Origin of the sequence: Arcobacter suis CECT 7833 (assembly GCF_003544815.1) — a bacterium.
Classification (GTDB): Bacteria; Campylobacterota; Campylobacteria; order Campylobacterales; family Arcobacteraceae; genus Aliarcobacter; species Aliarcobacter suis.
Genome location: NZ_CP032100.1, coordinates 523,343 through 542,942, shown reverse-complemented (window position 1 = coordinate 542,942; position 19,600 = coordinate 523,343). Strand labels below are relative to the sequence as shown.

19 protein-coding genes are annotated in these 19,600 nt (G+C 28.4%); 3 read left to right on the top strand and 16 right to left on the bottom strand.

The window, feature by feature from the left end; translation table 11 throughout:
- Nucleotides 1-2 precede the first annotated feature (2 nt).
- Entirely contained in the window at nucleotides 3-995 is a 993-nt protein-coding gene (locus ASUIS_RS02640; protein ID WP_118885592.1) for a helix-turn-helix domain-containing protein, read from the bottom strand.
- A 105-nt stretch (nucleotides 996-1,100) separates the two neighbouring features.
- Between ASUIS_RS02640 and cowN the strand changes: the two genes are divergently transcribed.
- Nucleotides 1,101-1,415 carry a N(2)-fixation sustaining protein CowN gene (gene cowN / locus ASUIS_RS02635; RefSeq protein ID WP_118885591.1) on the top strand — a complete coding sequence of 105 codons (315 nt, stop codon included), beginning with the start codon at nucleotides 1,101-1,103 and terminating at the stop codon, nucleotides 1,413-1,415.
- A 64-nt stretch (nucleotides 1,416-1,479) separates the two neighbouring features.
- On the opposite strand, the gene ASUIS_RS02630 is transcribed toward cowN, so the two are convergent.
- The 3 genes from ASUIS_RS02630 to ASUIS_RS02620 are packed head-to-tail and all read right to left on the bottom strand — an operon-like array spanning nucleotide 1,480 to nucleotide 5,296.
- Nucleotides 1,480-2,001 carry a GNAT family N-acetyltransferase gene (locus ASUIS_RS02630; protein WP_118885590.1) on the bottom strand — a complete coding sequence of 174 codons (522 nt, stop codon included), beginning with the start codon at nucleotides 1,999-2,001 and terminating at the stop codon, nucleotides 1,480-1,482.
- A 2-nt stretch (nucleotides 2,002-2,003) separates the two neighbouring features.
- Nucleotides 2,004-4,991: a transcription-repair coupling factor gene (gene mfd / locus ASUIS_RS02625; protein WP_118885589.1), complete on the bottom strand. Its 2,988-nt coding sequence runs from the start codon at nucleotides 4,989-4,991 to the stop codon at nucleotides 2,004-2,006.
- Complete coding sequence (locus ASUIS_RS02620; RefSeq protein WP_118885588.1) at nucleotides 4,991-5,296, bottom strand: hypothetical protein; 306 nt, start codon at nucleotides 5,294-5,296, stop codon at nucleotides 4,991-4,993. The genes mfd and ASUIS_RS02620 overlap by 1 nt, the downstream gene beginning before the upstream one ends.
- 159 nt (nucleotides 5,297-5,455) lie before the next feature.
- Between ASUIS_RS02620 and ASUIS_RS02615 the strand changes: the two genes are divergently transcribed.
- Complete coding sequence (locus ASUIS_RS02615; protein WP_118885587.1) at nucleotides 5,456-5,710, top strand: hypothetical protein; 255 nt, start codon at nucleotides 5,456-5,458, stop codon at nucleotides 5,708-5,710.
- 80 nt (nucleotides 5,711-5,790) lie between these two features.
- On the opposite strand, the gene ASUIS_RS02610 is transcribed toward ASUIS_RS02615, so the two are convergent.
- Nucleotides 5,791-6,498 (bottom strand): DUF445 family protein, encoded by a 708-nt coding sequence (locus tag ASUIS_RS02610; RefSeq protein WP_118885586.1) that lies wholly within the window; start codon nucleotides 6,496-6,498, stop codon nucleotides 5,791-5,793.
- 123 nt (nucleotides 6,499-6,621) lie between these two features.
- Here ASUIS_RS02610 and ASUIS_RS02605 point away from each other — a divergent pair, with 123 nt between their 5' ends.
- The gene (locus tag ASUIS_RS02605; RefSeq protein WP_118885585.1) at nucleotides 6,622-8,334 is read left to right on the top strand and encodes a lysophospholipid acyltransferase family protein; all 1,713 of its coding nucleotides are present in this window, start codon (nucleotides 6,622-6,624) and stop codon (nucleotides 8,332-8,334) included.
- A gap of 17 nt (nucleotides 8,335-8,351) precedes the next feature.
- On the opposite strand, the gene ASUIS_RS02600 is transcribed toward ASUIS_RS02605, so the two are convergent.
- The 11 genes from ASUIS_RS02600 to ASUIS_RS02550 all read right to left on the bottom strand — a co-directional run bounded on the left by ASUIS_RS02600 (nucleotide 8,352) and on the right by ASUIS_RS02550 (nucleotide 19,599).
- A complete protein-coding gene (locus ASUIS_RS02600; RefSeq protein WP_118885584.1) occupies nucleotides 8,352-9,611 on the bottom strand; it encodes a PepSY-associated TM helix domain-containing protein in 1,260 nt (419 codons plus the stop codon).
- A gap of 11 nt (nucleotides 9,612-9,622) precedes the next feature.
- Nucleotides 9,623-10,288 (bottom strand): DUF4198 domain-containing protein, encoded by a 666-nt coding sequence (locus tag ASUIS_RS02595; protein ID WP_118885583.1) that lies wholly within the window; start codon nucleotides 10,286-10,288, stop codon nucleotides 9,623-9,625.
- Nucleotides 10,289-10,342: 54 nt separating this feature from the next.
- A complete protein-coding gene (locus ASUIS_RS02590; RefSeq protein WP_226799970.1) occupies nucleotides 10,343-11,446 on the bottom strand; it encodes an alpha-hydroxy acid oxidase in 1,104 nt (367 codons plus the stop codon).
- Nucleotides 11,446-12,126 (bottom strand): Fe2+-dependent dioxygenase, encoded by a 681-nt coding sequence (locus tag ASUIS_RS02585; RefSeq protein ID WP_118885582.1) that lies wholly within the window; start codon nucleotides 12,124-12,126, stop codon nucleotides 11,446-11,448. The genes ASUIS_RS02590 and ASUIS_RS02585 overlap by 1 nt, the downstream gene beginning before the upstream one ends.
- Nucleotides 12,127-12,212: 86 nt before the next feature.
- The gene (locus ASUIS_RS02580; protein WP_118885581.1) at nucleotides 12,213-14,369 is read right to left on the bottom strand and encodes a TonB-dependent siderophore receptor; all 2,157 of its coding nucleotides are present in this window, start codon (nucleotides 14,367-14,369) and stop codon (nucleotides 12,213-12,215) included.
- A 146-nt stretch (nucleotides 14,370-14,515) separates the two neighbouring features.
- Nucleotides 14,516-14,650 (bottom strand): hemin uptake protein HemP, encoded by a 135-nt coding sequence (gene hemP / locus ASUIS_RS02575; RefSeq protein ID WP_204513362.1) that lies wholly within the window; start codon nucleotides 14,648-14,650, stop codon nucleotides 14,516-14,518.
- A 134-nt stretch (nucleotides 14,651-14,784) separates the two neighbouring features.
- On the bottom strand, nucleotides 14,785-15,267 hold the full coding sequence (locus tag ASUIS_RS02570; RefSeq protein WP_118885579.1) for a hypothetical protein: 483 nt from the start codon (nucleotides 15,265-15,267) through the stop codon (nucleotides 14,785-14,787).
- A 12-nt stretch (nucleotides 15,268-15,279) separates the two neighbouring features.
- Nucleotides 15,280-16,857 (bottom strand): PepSY-associated TM helix domain-containing protein, encoded by a 1,578-nt coding sequence (locus tag ASUIS_RS02565; RefSeq protein WP_118885578.1) that lies wholly within the window; start codon nucleotides 16,855-16,857, stop codon nucleotides 15,280-15,282.
- Between the two features lie 8 nt (nucleotides 16,858-16,865).
- Complete coding sequence (locus ASUIS_RS02560; RefSeq protein ID WP_118885577.1) at nucleotides 16,866-17,171, bottom strand: hypothetical protein; 306 nt, start codon at nucleotides 17,169-17,171, stop codon at nucleotides 16,866-16,868.
- A 43-nt stretch (nucleotides 17,172-17,214) separates the two neighbouring features.
- A complete protein-coding gene (locus ASUIS_RS02555; RefSeq protein WP_118885576.1) occupies nucleotides 17,215-17,367 on the bottom strand; it encodes a TonB-dependent receptor in 153 nt (50 codons plus the stop codon).
- 123 nt (nucleotides 17,368-17,490) lie between these two features.
- The gene (locus ASUIS_RS02550) at nucleotides 17,491-19,599 is read right to left on the bottom strand and encodes a TonB-dependent siderophore receptor (protein WP_118885575.1); all 2,109 of its coding nucleotides are present in this window, start codon (nucleotides 19,597-19,599) and stop codon (nucleotides 17,491-17,493) included.
- Nucleotide 19,600 lies beyond the last annotated feature (1 nt).

The window sequence follows — 19,600 nt, the reverse complement described above, 5'->3', positions numbered from 1 at the left end:
TTCTAACTACTTTGTTTAGGAGTTTTTTTATTCCACTTTTTATATGCCCTAAAAAAGGAACTGGGCTCTTTATATCCCAATAAAAAAGAGATTGTTCCTAAATCCATTTTTGTATTTTCTATATAATGCTGAGCTAATTTTTGTCTTATTTTATTTAAAGCATCCCTAAAAGTTTTTGATTCTGCTTTTAAATAGTTTTGTAAAGTTCGGGGAGTTGTTCCAAGATTTGAAGAGATTAAATCTATTGTTACTTCCTTTTCTCCTATGTTTTTTAAAATCTCTTTTTCAACTTTTGCATACCAAGATTGCATTTCTAATTCATCTAAAATTTTTTTTGCTTCATTTTCAAAAAAATCCAACATTGAAGAGTTTGGATTTTTCACTGGAATATTTAATCTATCAATTTTAAAAAATATAGCATTTTCATCTTTTGAAAAAAAAATATTTTCTCCAAATATTTTTTGATATTCCATTAGATTTTCATCAACATCTTGGGAAAAATATGTAAATTCAGGAGTTACTTTTTGCCCTAAAATTTGAGTTAATATTGAAACTATTGAAGATAAATGAACTTGCGCATGAAAACTAGGAACGGGAATCATTGGGTTTTCATTTATATAGATTGCTAATTTATAATAAATTCCATCATCAAAAAATTGGAATTTAAAATATCCACTTATTACTTTTTGATAATAATTGAACTTTTCAATCATCTGCTTTAAACTACTTGTATTTAAAAGTAAATACCCTAAAAGTCCCAAAGATTGATAAGAAACAGCTTGTCCAATATGCAAAGCTAAAGCTGGATTATTTGATTCTTTCATACAATATCTAAAAATAAAAGATAGTTTTTTACTATCAATTTTGCCATCATGTTTTGATAAAACAAGAGGTGATAACTCAACTTCATTTAACATTTTTTCTATAGAGATATTTGTTGTTTTTTCTAAAGCTTTTAACACATAATGAAAGGTAACACTTGATACTTCCGCCATATTTCCCTTTTCTTTCGTAAAATGTCAGTAAATCTTCAGATTATAACATAGCAGTATCACTTATTAACTAGTACAATTGTATATAAATACGACAAGGAGACTTAAATGTCTAACAATGAAATTAGAATTGATGAAAGGTATGTAAGCTTTAAAAACATAGATTGTTTTGAAAATGCTTGTTTAGTGATTGATAATATGTTAAGGGTTCTTGAAAATCCAAAAAATATGAATATCTACTGGAAAAAAGTAGTTCCAATGATTCCAAAAGCTTATTACACAAGAGACCCAAAAGATGACGAAAAGGAGGCACTTTTATATCTTGTATGTTCTAACTCTTTTTATTTGGATGAACTCTTTGAAAAAGCAGAAGATGAACAAGGAATGAAAGCTTTGAGCGTTTGTGAGTTGGAGTGTTGTTAATAAATATTTCAAGTTGAGATTTTTGTAATTTTATTAATATCTCTAACTTTACATAAATTATTTATCAAATAGTTTTTTTTAATACTAAAAGTTTAAGTTCTTCATTTGTATTAGGTGTCCAAAGTTCTGATTTTGGAAACTCTATAAAACTATTTGTATTTTGATACCCTCTTCTAATGTAATATTCCATCAGTTCAATTCTTGTAGATATTACTTCCATTATAAAACTAGATTTTCCCCAAAGTTTAGATGAACTGTTTTCTGCAAATTCTAAGAGTTTTTTTCCTATTCCTTCTGCTTGAAATTTCGTATCAACAGCAAAAAGTCCAATATGTATATTTTCACCATCAAGTTTAGCTTGAATAGTTCCAACTATTTTATTTTCAACTTTTGAAATATATGTTTTAGTGTTTTTTTCATCTAAAAGTTTTCCCATCACATCTTCATTTACTCTAATTCCAGTTAATATATGAGATTCAGTTGTCCAAGCATTATTTTTTCTTTCTGCTCTATAAGCTTCATTTATTATAAAAACAACTTCTTTTATATCATTTTTTTGACACTCTTTAAACTCTAAATCTAACATATTTACTTTCTCAAATATCTCAAAGTTGTAGCAATAATATCGTCATCATCTTTACTTGGTGATTTTATTGTCTCTTTTGTATCATTGACTTTTGTGAATGTGATTGCCATTTCATAAGAGCTGATATTTTGGATTCCTAGATTTAACGCTAGAATTTTTATAATGATTAGTTCTATAAACTGTTTTGTTGGAACATCTGGTTTTCCAAATCTATCTTCCATCTCTTCTTCTATTGCATAAACTTCTTGAATTTCAGAAGCCCTACTGAGTCTTCTATAAAGTTCAAGTCTAACTCGGTCTTCATGGATATAATCATCACTTATATATGCTGAAATTGCTAGTTTTATATCTACTGTTTTTTTCTCTTTTTTATCATCTCCACTTAAAGTTGCTAAAGTATCTTCTAACATTTTTAGATATAAACCGTATCCAATTTGTTTGATGTGTCCACTTTGGTCAACTCCAATAATATTTCCCCCACCTCTGATTTCTAAATCTTGGTGAGCCAATGCCGTTCCACTTCCTAAGTAAGAGTTTGATTCAAGTGCAACCAATCTTTTTACTGCATCTTCTGTGATTTGTTTTTTATCTTCAACTATGTAATAACAGAATCCTTCTTTGTTACTTCGCCCTACTCGACCTCGAAGCTGGTGTAAATCTGCAATTCCAAATCTATCAGCTCCATCGATGATGATTGAGTTTGCATTTGGTAAATGAAGTCCTGATTCAACGATTGAAGTTGCTAATAAAATATCAAACTCTTTGTTTTCAAAAGCATCAATTACTTTTTCTGCATCAGCTGGCTTGATTTGAGAGTGGATAACTTGAATTTTAATACCTGGAACTATTTGTTCAATATCTCTTTTTTTTGCTTCAATTGAAGCTATGTTATTATGCACATAAAAAAGCTGTCCACCTCTTCTTTTTTCCCTTAGAATTATCTCTTTGATTAGTTTGTCACTATACTCTTTTACATAAGTTCTCACTCCCAATCTCTCAGTTGGAGGAGTAAGAAGTGAACTCATACCTTTTAGTTTTGATAAAGCAAGGTTTAGAGTTCTTGGAATTGGTGTTGCGCTCATTGAGAAGATATGCACATCTTCTCTTAAATGTTTTAATTTTTCTTTTTGTTTAACTCCAAATTTATGCTCTTCGTCGATGATTACTAAAGCTAAATTATCTGTTTGTATTTCAAGTAAAGAGTGTGTTCCAATTACTAATTTTATCTCACCACTTGCTAAACCTTTTTTGATATGAGTTTTCTCTTTTGCACTTGTTTTTCCATCAAGTTTGGCAATACTTATTCCAAATTCAGAAAATCTTTTTTGCATACTATGATAATGTTGAGTAGCAAGAAGTGTCGTTGGACACACAAAGATAGCTTGAAAACCATCTAAAATTACAGCTAACATAGCATTCATCGCAACTTCAGTTTTACCAAATCCAACATCACCAGAAAGAAGTCTATCCATAACTCGACCGCTACTTAAATCAGCAAAAATCTCTTTGATACTTCTTTTTTGGTCTTTCGTATAATCAAATCCTGCACTTTTTTGGAAATCTTCAAGGATTTTTTTATCTGTATTGATTTTGATACCGTTTACAAGTTCCCTTGCAGCTGCTAGTTTTATAATATCATTTGCAATTTCAAAAAGTCTATCTTTAACTTTATCTTTTAGTTTGGCAAAACTTCCTTTACCTAACTTATCAAGCATTGCATAAGAGCTTCCATCAGCTACATATCTATCGATTAAATCTATATTTTCAACTGGAATTAAAAGCTTGTCATCACCTGCATACATTACTATTACAAAATCTCGTTTTGCACCCATAACAGTTACTGGTTCTATTCCTTTGTATTGTCCAATTCCGTGTTTTTCATGAACTACATAATCGTTTAATTGAAGTTCATCAAGAACAAGTTTTACTTTTTTCTTTCTTCGTTTTTTTACTTCTTTGTTAAGTGAAATGATAACTTCATCATCACTAACTAAATTTATAATGTAATTTTCTAAAACATACTTGATATTTTTATCGGCTAAGTCTAAATCATAACCTTTTACTTTTGCTTCCGTTCCAGAAATAATTGTGATTTTTTTCTCTTTGTGAAAAGAGATAAATTCTTTTACATTTGCAGGGGCGATTTCTTGGTAATTTTTACTGTGATAGATTTGAGGTGTTAATAAAAATTTATCTTTGTTTATTCTTTTTTCTTCAAAAACATAAACTTCTTCTAGTTCATCTAAGGCGTCTATTGTGATAAATGAACTAAGGTTTTGAGGTAAATATTCCCCTAATTCATCTAAATACCAAAATCCTAAAGAGTGAATATCTTTGATAAATGCATCACTTGAAATATTTTCTATTTTTTCGTTTATTTCACTTAAACTATTTTCATCAAGGGCTAAAAAAGCTGGGTTAATTGTAAAAGTTTCTATTTCATCTTTAGTTGATTTTTGGTCTTCTATATCAAATTTTCTAATACTTTCAACTTCATCATCAAAAAGTGAAACTCTATATCCAAACTCACTTCCAAGTGGACAAATATCAATAATATCTCCACGAATAGAGACTTCACCTTCACTTGTAACAATATCTACAAAGTAATATCCCCAGTTGTAAAGTTTTGATTTTAACTCATCGATTTTTATAGTGTCTGCAAAACTTATAGTAAAACTATCAAAACATTTTTCTTTTGGGAGTGGATAAGAGATAGTTCGTATTGGAGAAATCAGGATTTTGTCTTGTTTTTTATAAGAATAATATGAACTAAGAGTTCTTGTAATATCTTGAAGTTCATTTGAAAATGACAATAAATCATCTCCAAAATTTGCTCTAAAATCAGATAAAACAAAAGGTTTCAAACCCAAATATGCCACAATATCTGAGGCAATTTGGGCTTGTCTATCGTCATTTACGATTAAAAGTTGGCACTCTTTTGTTCTTTTTTCATTTTTTAGATTTTTTAAAAATTCGTAGATATTTTTCACTATTTCTCTTCTTGGATTAACTCAAAATCATTTGTAGTTTTATCGTAATAATATGTTGGATATGGTGTTTCATTTAATAAAAAAATCAAATTTGCATCGTTAAAAACATTTTTCTGAAGCCCTTTTTTAAACACTTCTAAAATATATGCTTTTGTAGAAAAAGTTGTTGTTGTTGAAGTTGCAGTATATACAAAATCTTCGCCCTCAACTGGTTTGAATCCCTCTTTTTTTACATGTTTTTCAAACTTTTCCTTATCTTCTAATCCACCAACATCTAATAAAACTAATACTTCAATCCCGTCCATAATTACCTCAAAAAAATTTTGTTTAATTTTAACATATAAAAGTTTTGTTATTGATTGTAATAAAATTTCACAAAATCAGAGATTTTAAAGTAAAATAATATTCGAATACTATTTTTTATAATATGATATATATTATTGATTTCATTTCAAAGGATTAAAATGAATTATGAATTATTAAGCAAACTAGCAATGGAAGAAGCTGAAAAATCAAAAAATGAAACTTTGCTTTTAAAAACAAGAAATGAAATACTGCACCATGAAGTTGAAAAAATGGAAGCTTTAATAGAAAAAATTAAAGAAGAAAAAGCTTCTTTAAAAAATGAAATTGAAAATTTAAAACATGAAATTGATTCTTTAAAAAGTGCTTTAGAATTTAAAAAAGATGAAAATCAGCATTTTTCCCATTATTCATAAGTTTTCATATTATTCAAAATAAAGAATATAGACTTTTTCCCTAAATTAACAAAGAAAAAGTTTATATTTAATCTTGTTTCCTACGCAATAACTGAACTAAATAGCCCAATTACTCCTCCAAAAACAGCTCCCCAAATAACTAGCCAGCCTAAGTGTTCTTTTATCATATCTTGAACTATCTCTTTTACCATTTTTGGGGTTAGTTCTTCTAGTCTTAAATTCACTATTCGACTAAGTTTTTCATATACATCTGCACTTAAATCTTCTGATTTTAAAGCTTCGTTTACTACTTCTTGGAAAGCATCACTTGCGGAAATTGAGATTATTGAAGCTTGAAGTTTTTTTGTGAAAGGTTCTCTTAATGGCTCAAGAGCAGATTCTCCTCCAAACATTCCTAACATTCCACCAAAAGATGATTGCATTACTGATTCTTTTAGTGATTCATAAGCTGGTGAAAAATCTGTTTTATTTAAGATTTTTTCAAAATCAATAGTTTTTTTGGCACTTGTTACTTCTTCTTGAAAAAATCTGGTTAGATGTTCACGCGTAAAAAATTGATTCATAAGTAGATTATGAATAGAGATTTTAAACTGTGAGAATTTACTCTCTATTACACCACTTCCATATAAAAAAGGAACTTTTTCAAATAACATGTGAATTGCTAAACTATTTGTAATTGCACCACTAAATGCAAATAAACCAACCATATAAATCAAATCATTTCCATTTGAATAACCAAAAGCCATGATTAAAAGAGTAGTTATATTTGTAATATCTGATTTATTCATAGATATTTTCCTTATTTTTAATAAGTGAAATTTTAGCATAAGTTTGTAAAACCCTTCATAAACTATTATGTCACCCTTTTGTAATCAAAGAAAAATAGAATTACGATAAATTAGGAGTATGAAATGATAGATATTCAAAAAGAAATAGAAAAAAAATTCCCAAACATGGATAAAAAAGAGAATTTTCTAAAAAAATCTTTATTTAAAATCGCAAAAAAGATAGTTCATGAAGATTCTATAAATCAATTTTTAGCGCAAAATTCTCACTTAAAAGGATTTGAGTTTGTAGATGCTGTGTTAGATTATTTTGATTTTGATTATGCAGTTTCAAGTAATGATTTACAAAATATTCCAACAAGTGGAAAAGTAGTAATCATCGCAAATCATCCTTTAGGTGGACTTGATGCTTTATGTTTATTAAGACTTATTGGACAAATTAGAAAAGATGTAAAAATTGTAGCAAATGATTTTTTAGCTGGATTTGATGCTTTAAATTCTTTGATTATTACAATTGATAACTACAAATTAAAACAATCAAAAAGTGATATAAAAAAAATCTATGAAGCTTTAAACAACGAAGAAGCTTTGATTATTTTTCCAGCAGGTGAAGTGAGTCGAGCAACAGCAAAAGGAATAAAAGACCCAACTTGGAATAAAGGTTTTTTAAATTTTGCTCAAAATACAAACGCACCAATTTTACCAATATTTTTAGATGCAAAAAACTCAAAAACTTTTTACACAATTTCTGTAATAAACAAAACTTTTTCGACACTTTTATTATCACATGAAATGTTTAATAAAAAATCAAAAAGAATAAATATAAAAGTTGGACAAATTATTCCAAATGAAAATATAACTCCAAAAGGAATAGATAAAAAGTTTTTATTAAACCTTTATAGAAAACATCTTTATGCCCTAAAAAAAGGAAAAAAGTCTTTTTTTGAAACTCAAAGTGCAATTGCTCATCCAGTAAGCCGAATTGATTTATTAAATGAGTTAAAGAAATCAAAACTAATAGGTCAAACTTCAGATGGTAAAAAAATCTATTTGTACGATTACACAGAAGATTCGATAGTTTTAAAGGAACTTGGAAGATTAAGAGAAATATCTTTTAGAAAAGTGGGTGAAGGTGTAAATAAAAAAAGAGATACGGATAAATATGATATTTATTACCAACATATTATTTTATGGGATGAAAATGAACTTGAAATTGTAGGTTCATATAGAATTGGAAATTCTGATTTTATTTTTAAAAATATTGGTGTAAAAGGTTTTTATTCAAATGCTTTATTTCAATACAATGAAGAATTTACGCCTTATTTAAAAGATTCAATAGAACTTGGTCGAAGTTTTGTGCAACCAAAATATTGGGGAACAAGAGCTTTGGATTATTTATGGTTTGGAATTGGAGCTTATATAAAAAATAATCCAAATATCAAATATATGTTTGGACCTGTTTCAATTAGTACAACTTTTCCAACTGTGGCAAAAGATATGATGATTTTTTATTACAATCACTATTATGGAAGTAAAGATAGTTTAATTGAAGCAAAAACTCCTTATCAATATTCAAATAATCTTCTTGAAATCAAAGAACTTTTTGACTTAAATGATAAGAAAAAAGATTTTAAATTTCTAAAATCAACCTTATCAAATATTGGTGTTTCGATTCCTACACTTTACAAACAATATAGTGAAATTGCCATTGATGATGGAGTTAAATTTTTAGGATTTAATGTTGATAATAGTTTTGGCGATTGTATAGATGGATTTATTTTAGTTGAAGTGGCAAAAATAAAAGATAGTGCGCGTCAAAGATATATGGAAAATAACTAAAAAAGAGTAGTTTAAAACTACTCTTTTATCTCTTTTTTCTTTTTCTTTTTGTGTCTATTTATATATAACATAAATCCTGTAATTGTGAAAAGTGCCATAAGTGCAGATGCTAAAAACATACCAACTTGTCCAATTATTCCAAAATATTCACCAGTGTGAAGAGGTAACATACTTCTAATTAATTGCTCATTTAATGGCTTATCTTCAAATCTATCATGTTTTGTTAACTGCCAAGAATTTATATCTAACTCTAAAGTATTTGATTCTCTAAAGTGATTTGATTTATCATCCAAATATGAAAAACTATATAAAGTTCCTTTTGGTGGTAATTTAACTGTAAATGTATAATAATTTCTTTGAACAAAAACATTAAACATATCTACAGCTTTTTGTAATTCATCAAATTTTGCAGATGAATTATTATCACTTTGTCTTTGTGGCTTTTGTCCCTCAGGCATTTGTCCATCTTGTTTTTGTGGTTTTTGACCTTGAGTTCTCTCACCACCTTCTCTTTGAGGTTTTTGTCCCTCAGCTTGATTTTCTTGCGTTGGTTGAGCTTGAGGAGGAGTATTATTTCTTTGAGTTTTTTCAACTCCAGCTATATTATAAAGTAAAGTGCTATACCATTGATAAGACCAAAAAAGTCCAGTTAAAGCAGCTAATAAATAAAATGGAATTACCCACATACCTATTGCACTATGCATTGTTGAAAGAAATGCTCGTCCATGATGTTTTGTAGTAAAAGTAAAACTTTTGAAAAATGCTCGTTTAACTCTTCCCCAATAAATAATAAGTCCACTAATTACTATTATAATTAACGCAATAGTAGATATAGCAACTGTTTGTTTTCCAACTTCTCTTATATCTTGTGGAAATGCTAACCATCTATGAAGTCTTAACATCAATGAAAAGAAATCTTTTCCAACAATATCAGGTAGAACCTCAGCTGTATAAGGATTTAGATATTTACTTATTCCTCTTCTTGCATCTTCACCCTCACCTGCAATATTTAGAACAACTGAATCTTCTGGATCAGTTGAAACTGAAATACTATTTATTTTTGCTTTAGGATTGTTTGCTTGAAACTTTTCTAATAACTCTTTTGAAGAAAGTTTAGGTTCAGTTGATGCAGTTACATAAAAACTATCTTGATTAATAAATCTAGTAATTTCTTTTTCAAAAGATAATGTAGCTCCTGTTACTCCAACAACAAATAATACAATACCTGCTGTTATTCCTAAAATCCAATGTATTTTAAACCATATTGTTTTGTGCATTATCTACTTCTTTACTTTTTTAAATCCCAAGGTAAACCTTGACTTACTTCAATCATATATGAAAGAGAATGAACTGTTTTATCATAAGATTTTCCATCAATTTCACCTTTTGTAGCATCTTCAAAACTAACTTCAAGTAAATATTTTCCAATCCATGGAGTATGAATAGTAAATTCACCTTTATCATCTGTTCTAAAAGTTTTTTCCCATTTTGTAGGTGAAATCACTGTAACATTTGTTTTTACCATTGGTTCATTATTGTAAACTAATTTAAAAGTATTACTATTTTCTTTTACGGGAACTATATCAAATGCAATTATTGAATTTGTATTTGTTCTTCCTGCTTTTGCGTAAGATATTTTTCTACTAATTGTTTCATCATTTTTACCTTTTCTAGGTTCTCCTGATTCAATTACTGCAAAATCTGATTTTTTTGTTAAGTTATATGAAATATGATTATCTTTTCTAACTATTTCTTTTAATAACTCTTTTGGATAAACATCTTCACCTTTTATTCTTTGAAGTTTTTCTCCACTTTCAGCTTTACCATTTTCCCATTCACCAAAATACAATTTTGCCTCATCTCTTTTGTCATCAAGTTCTAACCAAATACCGTGAGCATTGGCATTTAAAACTGCAAAAGATGATAATAAAATCGAATAAATAAATTTTTTCAATCTTAACTCCTTTTTTTAATATGTGAATTTTATATTATTTGTTTTAACGATTTTTTAACGAAACTGATAACTGTTATTAATAATCTTTAAACTTTTCATTTCTTCAATACTTTTACAACCTGTAAATATCATAGAAACTTCAAGTTCTTCTTTTAAAATTTTTAGAGTATGAGCCACACCTAAAGCACCAGCGGTTGCCAGTCCATACATAATAGGTCTTCCTATCATAACTGCACTTGCACCTAAAGATATGGCTTTTATAACATCTGTTCCTCTTTTTATTCCACCATCAAAAAGTATAGGAATTTTTCCTTTTATTTCATTTGCTATTTTTGGCAAAATTTCTATACTTGCAGGAAGAGTATCAATTGTTCTGCCTCCATGATTTGAAACTATGATTGCATCTATTCCCAAACTAACTGCTTTTTTTGCATAATCTACAGAAGTTATTCCTTTTAAAATTACTGGTAAATTTGTATTTTTTTTGATAAATTCTATATCTTTCCAAGTTGGCAATGTTTTTACAATATCTAATATATTTTCAAAATTATTACTTGTTTGAATAGAGTTTATATTTTCTAAATTTATTGCACTTATTCCATTTGGAAAATAAAATCCAGCTCTTTGTTCGGCATTTCTAATACCTGAAATTGGAGCATCTATTGTGATAACTAATGCTTTAAATCCAAGTTTTTCAACTTTTTTGATAAGTTCAATATTTACATTCATATCAGGTTGAATATACAACTGAAACCAAAGAGGTGAACTTGTAGTATTTGAAATATCTTCTAAAGTACAACTTGAAAATGAACTAACACACATACAAGTATTCATAGCATTAGAAGCTTGAGCAGTTGCTATTTCGCCATTAACATCAACTAATCTTTGATAAGCAACTGGAGCTAAAAAAATTGGACTTTCGTAGCTTTGTCCAAATAATTCTATTTTTGTATTAGCTCCACTTAAATCTTCTAAGGTTTTAGTTTCTAAAAAAATATTTTTAAAGGCTTCATTATTTCTTTTATAAGTTATTTCATCTGCTGCACCACTACAAATATATGCTAAAGAATTAAAATCCATTCTCTCTTTGGCATATCGTTCATAATCTTCTAATGAAACTAAATCATTTGGAATATAATCTAATTTTTCTTTTATCATTAAAGTTCAGCCCACTCTTGAATGAGTTTATGATAATGAATAGATAAGTTTAAAGTTTCTTGAGTTTCTCCATGTTTTGCCCTTAAGCTTTGAATTGTATTATCAAGTTCAAAAAGAATATTTCTTTTCCAAGCACTTCTTACCATACTTTGAGTCCACATAAAACTAACCATTCTTACGCCTTTGGTTACTGGTTCAACCCTATGTAAAGAAGTTGAGGGATAAAGTATCAAATCTCCTGCTGGAAGTTTTACTTCATGTAATCCAAAAGTATCTTCAATAACCATTTCACCACCCTCATACTCATCAGGGTCTGTAAAAAATAAAGAGCTTGAAACATCTGTACGAAAGTTTTTTCCAACCGTTGCATCGTATAAAATCGAGTTATCAACATGATTTCCATAAGAGGCACTATTTTCATATCTATTTACAAAAGGTGAAATTATATGATTTGGTAAAGTGGCACTTACAAATAAAGGATTTGTTTTTAAAGCATGTGTTATTAAATCTCTTAAATACTGTAATAAAGGGTTATTTTCTGCTAATTGAAGATTGCTTTTTACATTAATAGCTTGGTTCCCTGCTGTTAATTTTCCATCAATCCAATCTGCTTTATTTAATAACTCTCTACACTCTTTTATTTGATTCTGGTTTAGAACATTTGGTATATGTAATATCATATATTTTCCCTTTTATTACTTTGTAAATAAAATTATAGGTAATTTAATTTATAAAATAATAATTCAATCCCTAAGGATTGAATTAATTAAAATTTATATGCTAAAGATAATAAACCGCTTCTTGAAGCTCCTGGAGTGTATCTTCTTCCAGAATTATTTACATTAGACACATACTCTTCATCAGTTAAGTTGTACACATTTAACTGATAAGTTAAGTTTTTATTAAATTTATAAGAAGCCATTGCATCATAAACCGTATAATCCTCAATCTTACTAACAGGAGGAGTTGAAGTTGTACTTGTTGCAATAGTTTGTGTTCCTATATATCTTGCCCCTACTCCTACATTAAATATTGGAGTAAATTTATATGTTGACCAAAGTGTTGCTGTATGCTCTGGTGAGAATCTTAAACTCAAACCTTCATTTGTTGATGTAGAATTTGTGTATTCTGTATTCATTTTTGCAAAACCTGTACTTACACTCCATTTATCAGTAATTTCACCAACTGCACCGATTTCTATACCTTTAACCTCTTTTTCTCCATTTTGAGATGTACTTCCGTCTGATTCAGTCATAGTTTCATTTTCCACAACTGTTTTATAAAGAGCTGTTGTTAAAGATAATTTATTATCCAATAAATCCCATTTTGTACCCACTTCATCAGTAGTTGATTTTTGTGGTTCCATATCTGGATTATTAGCATTTGTAGTTGTTGCACTTAAAGTAAAGTTTGCTCCACCTGGAGGTAATTGAGTAGTTGCTCTTGAAATATATACACTTCCATTATCTACTGGTTTATAAACTAAACCTGCTTTATAACTATTTAAATGTCCTTTATCCTCTATTGTTGATGGAACTAAAGTACTTGAAATTATGTCATTTGTAGTATCATATTTATCAAATCTTCCTCCACCTGTGAAAATAACTTTTTCTCCAATATTTATTGAATCAAATAAATAAGCTCCAACTGTTGTAGTTTCTCCATCACTTTTTTGACCAGAAAAAGTTAAATCATCCCAAGAAATATTTGTTGGATTATATAGATTTGAAGTTTGCGCAGTTTGTGCAGTATAATTTTTTGTAAGTTGATTTTCTTTTGTTAATTCTATACCTGTACTAATTTTATGTAATAACATACCAGTTTGTAGTTCTGTTGTAAAATTTGATTGATTTGTTAATATCTCATTTTCTTGCCATCTTGCATGCATTGATCTTGTTACTGTATTTGTAGCAGTTGAGAAATTAGATGGAGAAGTTAATAACATCTCTTGTGTTGTTTTTGCATATCTTGCAGTATTTGTAAATATTGTATTATCTGATACATCTTGCTCAAATTTTAGAGTAAAGGCATCAGTTTTTGCTTCTTCAAAATCATTTACGCTTCCATAAAATTTAGAAGTATCAGCTTTTTGTGCACTTCCTTCTAATCCTACTGTTGGAATTCCACCATCTGGAACATCATCTTGTTCTGTATGTTCATAATTAATAGTTGTTCTTGTAGCCGTTCCTATTCCAAATCCAATAGAACCAGCAATTCCTGCTCTATCAATTTCAACTTCGTCCCTTCCAGCAACTTCACCATCTTGTTTCATTACATTTAATCTAACACCTGTTGTTTCATTTAATTTTTTATTTAAATCAGCTGTTAATCTTGCATTTTCTGCTGTACTATAACCAACTGTTCCTGCAACTTGATCTTTATTTGTAGCAGATTTTGTAACTTGATTTATATATCCAGATGAAACACCTCTTCCATTATCAGCTCCAACTCCACCTTTTGTAACTTCAACAGCTTCTGTGTTAAATGTATCTTTACTTGAATTTGCTAAATCTCTAATTCCATCTTTGTAAATACTTCCTTGAGCATCAAAACCTCTCATATTTATATTATCTTTAGAGTTTGTATTTCCATTTTCACCAAGATTTAATGTAATACCAGGAGTGTTTCTTAAAGCTTCAACTAAAGTTGTTGCTTGTTGTTCTTCCATTACTTTTTTAGTAATAACTTGAATAGTTTGTGGAGTATCTACTAAATCTTGAGTAACTTTAGAAGATGAAGATTTATTTACTTTATAAGTTTCACCGTAATTTATATTTTGATTAGTTTCAACTTCAACATTATCTAAAACTGTAGATTCTGCACTTAGCAGAATAGGCGTTGTTAATAAAACTGCCGCTGTTACCACTGAGGCACCAAAATAATTTGCTGTTTTATGTTTTTTATTTACAATATATTTATTCACTCATTTCCTCCAAGAAATTAATAATTCTCAAATAAAAATTAATTTATTATTTTATTTGATAACAGTTGTTTGATATTTTAATTTTTGGCTGGCTATGTGTAGGAGAACTATATACTGTTGCTGGCTATGTTTTAATTATTTTGTAGTTACTTAGTGAGTATTAATTTATTTGATTTAGTAATTTTAAGATAATAAGACTGTCCATCATGCTTTATTTCAATAGTTTTTTCTTTATCAAAAATCTCTTTTGACTCTAGGTGTTTATCTTTATTTTCTTTCAATTTAATACCCTATAATATTTTATTTAATTAATAAAATTTATACTTTGTTAACAAAATATTAACGGCATGCTAACAAAGTAAAACTTAATTTTTTATAAAAATTGATAATAGTTATTAAAATTGATATTGTGAGTTTAGTTATTTTCCTTTAACAATAATAAAATTTTATTACTATTTCTTGCACTAAAATAAATGGTTAAAAGAAGTAATATAAAGGCAATAGAAAATAAAATTGTAGTTAATTTATCCCACTCATGTACTTCGTGTTCGGCTTTTGTTAACTTTTCTATTACTGTTGGATTTATTTCTGATTTATCAATATTTTCTCCTTTTAAATTGATTCCATCTTTAATAACTTTTTCACCTGGACCTCCATCTAAAACTATTTGATATGGTTCGTTTGGAATAGTAATAGTTAGTTCACTTTTTTGAGGTAATCTTTGTTTAAATATAACTTCACCTGTTTGTAATGATTCAAATTTTATCATCGCACCTTCAATTGTTTCCCCACCTATTACAGTTACTGTATTATCTTTATTATCAATTACATTCATCATTAATTCATGAGAGTGTAAATATGTAGTAATTAAAAATAAAATATATATAAATCTTTTCATAAAAATCCTTTTTTAAAATTTCTTAGCCCAAAATTCTTGAACTTTAACTCTATCTTGGGGTAACTTTATTCCCACAAAAAGTAAAATAACACCAAAAATAAATAAACCAATATCAACGCTTAAAATATTAAACATATTTTCATTCCAAAGTTGTATTGGTGAAAATCCACTATTAATAAAGTGAATAATTGGACTTAAAATAAATAAAATTCCACCTAAAATTAAAAACTCTTTTGCAGCTTGATATGAATTTAATCGATAAAAAGACCAAGTTAAAGTTGCTAACCAAAAAAGACCAAAAAGCCCTTTTTGTAAAGCTACCCTATTTTCTAAATCAAAAGGAAATAACCATTGACTTACAAATAAAAATCCAGTTGCAGGAATCACCCCTATCATCACACTAAGTGATAATTTTCCCATCCATTGATAAACGGGGATATGATTTGGGAATTTTCTAGCCTTTTTTTCAAGCCATAATAAAACTCCAAAACCTAAAGCAAAACTAGAAATTGTCATTAAAGTTGCAATAAATAATCTAGTAAAAGTATCAACACCAAATAAGAAGTGTAGGAAAAAAATACTGTCATAAAAAAGTCCACTCCAATGTTTATCCATTACTTTGTGTTCACTTATTAAAGTTCCATCAACTCCACTTAGAGTAATACTAGGTTTATTTGAAATACCATTTAAAAATGGCATATAAGGATTATATCCCTCAAGTTTTGCAGTAGCACTTGAATCACCCCAATTAATTAATTCTATTCTTTGAAAATCTAAATCTGAATTTATCTGTTTTGCTTTTTTGATTAATTCATTCATAGGAAGCATTAAAGCAGTGTCATTTTTCTTTTCTATTTTTGGCTCTTCAGGAAAAAGAATCGGTTCAGTAAGCTGAAAAATTCGACTTGTTTCACCTTTTGAAGCAAGGGAAGTCATAGGAGCAGAACCATCATATCCTATGTTCATAAAAGCACCCGTTAGCGTGATAATAATAAAAGGAGGAAATACCCAAGTAAAAATTTTTCTATGCCACTTTGAAAATTTACTTGCAGGATTTTTACCATCATTTTTGTATTTTATTTTCAAGATTAAAATAACTCCACCAATAACCAAAAACATACAAGCAACAGCCGTAAAACCAAATATTAAATAACCAACATCTTTAAAAGGTCTTCCATAATGCATGTGATTTAAAAATCTTGCTAATTCTGATTGGTCATCTTCATTTTCTACTTCTTGATTTGTATTTGGATTAAATACTCTCGTTTTTGTATAAGGAGCTCTAATTCTAAGAGATGGATCTTCCATATAACCTGGAAGAATAATAGTAACACCATTCATTTTTGGATAATCAGAATCTGCTAAAACGGGGTCAATCATAGAACCATAATCTATTTTCGTAATATCAGCTATCTGATAATGCCGTGAAGGTTTTTCCCAAACTTGAATATAAGGTAATAAAATAGCAAATACTCCAAAAAATACAGCCACATACATAAGTAAAGAAAAACTTATTCCCGTTGCCACATGAACTCTTTGGAGTCTTTGTTTAAATAGTTTATTTGATTCTTTTTCTAAATTTTCGTTCATTTTTTACCTTAAATATTATATAAAATAGCTATAAGAATTGAAAATATCAAAGAAGGAATTACAACTCTCAATATTGCACTTAATTTAGTAGAAGAAACACTTATCCATAAAGCAACTCCTGCCCAAGCCATGGTATTAAGAAGTAAAGGAACGATAATAGATTCACCAGGAGTTCCTGGAATTATATAAAGAAGTAAAGTCATTCCTAAATAAGCTACTAAAAGTCCTCCGAAAATAGCACAGAGAGTTCTAAATAACCCAATTCTTTTTCCACTTTGTTCTGGGGTTGATAAGTTTTTTATTAATTCTTTCATTTTTTTCCTATATATAAAAAGAGACTTTTAAAATCTCTTTTTATTAAAATTTATAATTCAACGATAAAGTTGTATTTCTGGGGTCACCATAAATATATTGCATATCATAAACAATATTTGAGTAATACTCTTTATCAAATAAATTATTAACATTTAGCTGAGCAGATAAATTTTTTGGAATTTCATATTTACCCATTAAATTTATTATAACTACATCATCTTGTGTTAATCTCCAACTAGATTAGTTACATCAGAATAAAATTTATCCTGCCAATTTACACTTCCTCTAATATTATTCATTCTAAATTTTACTTGTTAATTAAAATTCTACTTTCATAGATAAAGCTATATTTCTAGGTTCACCAAAAGATGTTGAACCTCTCCAATACTCTTTATTAGTTAGATTTGTAACATTAACGATATAAGTTGTCGAATATTTATCTAATTTAGTTTTATATCTGAATCCTCCATCATAAACTGTATAAGATGGAATAACATCTGTATTTGCGCCATCTCTATATGATTCTCCTGTCCAATAAGCTCCACCAGTTAATGCTAAACCTTGAACCGTAGGAATATTATACTCGGTATAAAGTTTTGCCATTTTAGAAGCTACATTTGTAGGTTTTTTACCTTCATTTGATTCAGCTTTATCTATTTCTAAATCCATAATTGTTCCACCAGTTACAACGGTAAGATTATCAGTTAATTTTCCAGTTACCGTTAGCTCTAAACCTTGGTGAATTACTAATCCATCTTGAGTTAATATTGGTTTTGAAGAAGTTTGTTCTTCATATGAATTTGCTTTTTCAATTCTAAATAATGCTGAACTTAAAAGTAAATTTTGTGAAATAGAGTATTTTGCTCCAACTTCATATTGTTTACTTACATAAGGGTCAAAGATTTCTCCAGCATTTGAATATAAATCTCCAACAATAGTACCACTTTCTAAAGATTCCATATATGTTGTGTAAGTTGTCAAATCTTCAAATGGTTTATAGATTAAAGATATACTTGGTGTTATATCATTTGCATCATATCCACCAGTTTTTTCACCATTAATATTGTAATTTTTTTCTTCAACTTCTGCATAATTAAATCCAACTAATGCACTCCATTGGTCATTAAATCTTATATCATCACCAACCATAAGATTTGTTTTTTCATTACGACTAGATAAATAAGTTTTATTATTAGTACTACCGATATAAGTTGGTTTTGATACATTATTTAATTGGTCTAATGTATAATTACCTAAATTAACCCATTCCCAAGCACCATCAATACTATTACTTTTCTTTTTATTCCCAGAACCACCAATTGTTAAGGTATGTTCAATTCCAAAAGTATCAAAATCAATATCTGTATAAACATAAGCACCTTGAGTTGTTGATGTCTGAGGCCAAGCCCTATAATAGTTAAGTCTGTATGTTCCATCATAATTATCATATACGTAAGACATAGACATATCATTTTCATGTTCAAGATGGATATATCCAGTTCTAAGTTTTACATTGTCATTAATCTGCCATAAAGATTTAAATCCTAATCTATCTTGAGAAGTATCAGAAAATGTCCAAGCAGGTGAATATCCTTGTTTTGGATCTAAAATACTTGCAGATTGATTACTAGAAAACGAAGCAGTTAATTTATCTGTTTTATTCTCTTTATGCGAAGCATCAAATGTTAAAAGTAAATCATCAGTTACTCTCCAATCTAATGCTCCAGTTATTAATTCTCTATCTATATTTTGGTCTTTTATAGAAGTCTCACCATCTTGTTTTAAAGCATTTAATCTATAAGAGAATTTTCCTTTTTCATCAATCTTTCCACCTAAATCAGCATGTATATAAGCTGCTTCATTTCCAGTACTTCCAATAGTTAAATCTGTAATTCTTTCTAATGTCGGTTTTTTTGTTACATAATTAACTGCACCTCCTACATATCCAACACCATATAAAAATCCAGATAGTCCGTTTAATACTTCTATTCTTTCAAGTTCTTCTGTTGTAACCCCTTCTACCCAAGAAAATGGTATACCATCTAAAATGTGATTTCCTGAAGCACTAAATCCTCTTATATTTATTTCAGGTGTATTCCAACTATGAGAAGAAGTTGAAGTTCTTGTTACTTGAACAACTGGATTCATTTTAAAAATTTGGTCAATTCCACTTGCAGTGTTTTCTATCATATCTTGTGAAACTATGCTCATTTGATAAGGAGTATCTTGCAAACTTCTTTTATCCCAAATTCCGATTCCAGTTGTCTCTTTCACCACATATCCATTTTCAGCAGTTCCATTTTGTGCAGTTTCTGAAACATTAACCTCTTCAAGTAAAGTATTTGTATTTTCAGCAAATAATTGGTTTCCTAATATCATTGATAGACAAAGTGATAGTGGAATTATTTTTCTTTTAATATTTTTCATT

Bases quoted from the DNA above. Each gene is read 5' to 3' on its own strand.
- ASUIS_RS02640 (WP_118885592.1), bottom strand. From the start codon at position 995: ATGGCGGAAGTATCAAGTGTTACCTTTCATTATGTGTTAAAAGCTTTA.
- cowN (WP_118885591.1), top strand. From the start codon at position 1,101: ATGTCTAACAATGAAATTAGAATTGATGAAAGGTATGTAAGCTTTAAA.
- ASUIS_RS02630 (WP_118885590.1), bottom strand. From the start codon at position 2,001: ATGTTAGATTTAGAGTTTAAAGAGTGTCAAAAAAATGATATAAAAGAA.
- ASUIS_RS02620 (WP_118885588.1), bottom strand. From the start codon at position 5,296: ATGGACGGGATTGAAGTATTAGTTTTATTAGATGTTGGTGGATTAGAA.
- ASUIS_RS02615 (WP_118885587.1), top strand. From the start codon at position 5,456: ATGAATTATGAATTATTAAGCAAACTAGCAATGGAAGAAGCTGAAAAA.
- ASUIS_RS02610 (WP_118885586.1), bottom strand. From the start codon at position 6,498: ATGAATAAATCAGATATTACAAATATAACTACTCTTTTAATCATGGCT.
- ASUIS_RS02605 (WP_118885585.1), top strand. From the start codon at position 6,622: ATGATAGATATTCAAAAAGAAATAGAAAAAAAATTCCCAAACATGGAT.
- ASUIS_RS02600 (WP_118885584.1), bottom strand. From the start codon at position 9,611: ATGCACAAAACAATATGGTTTAAAATACATTGGATTTTAGGAATAACA.
- ASUIS_RS02590 (WP_226799970.1), bottom strand. From the start codon at position 11,446: ATGATAAAAGAAAAATTAGATTATATTCCAAATGATTTAGTTTCATTA.
- ASUIS_RS02585 (WP_118885582.1), bottom strand. From the start codon at position 12,126: ATGATATTACATATACCAAATGTTCTAAACCAGAATCAAATAAAAGAG.
- ASUIS_RS02570 (WP_118885579.1), bottom strand. From the start codon at position 15,267: ATGAAAAGATTTATATATATTTTATTTTTAATTACTACATATTTACAC.
- ASUIS_RS02565 (WP_118885578.1), bottom strand. From the start codon at position 16,857: ATGAACGAAAATTTAGAAAAAGAATCAAATAAACTATTTAAACAAAGA.
- ASUIS_RS02560 (WP_118885577.1), bottom strand. From the start codon at position 17,171: ATGAAAGAATTAATAAAAAACTTATCAACCCCAGAACAAAGTGGAAAA.
- ASUIS_RS02555 (WP_118885576.1), bottom strand. From the start codon at position 17,367: ATGGGTAAATATGAAATTCCAAAAAATTTATCTGCTCAGCTAAATGTT.
- ASUIS_RS02550 (WP_118885575.1), bottom strand. From the start codon at position 19,599: ATGAAAAATATTAAAAGAAAAATAATTCCACTATCACTTTGTCTATCA.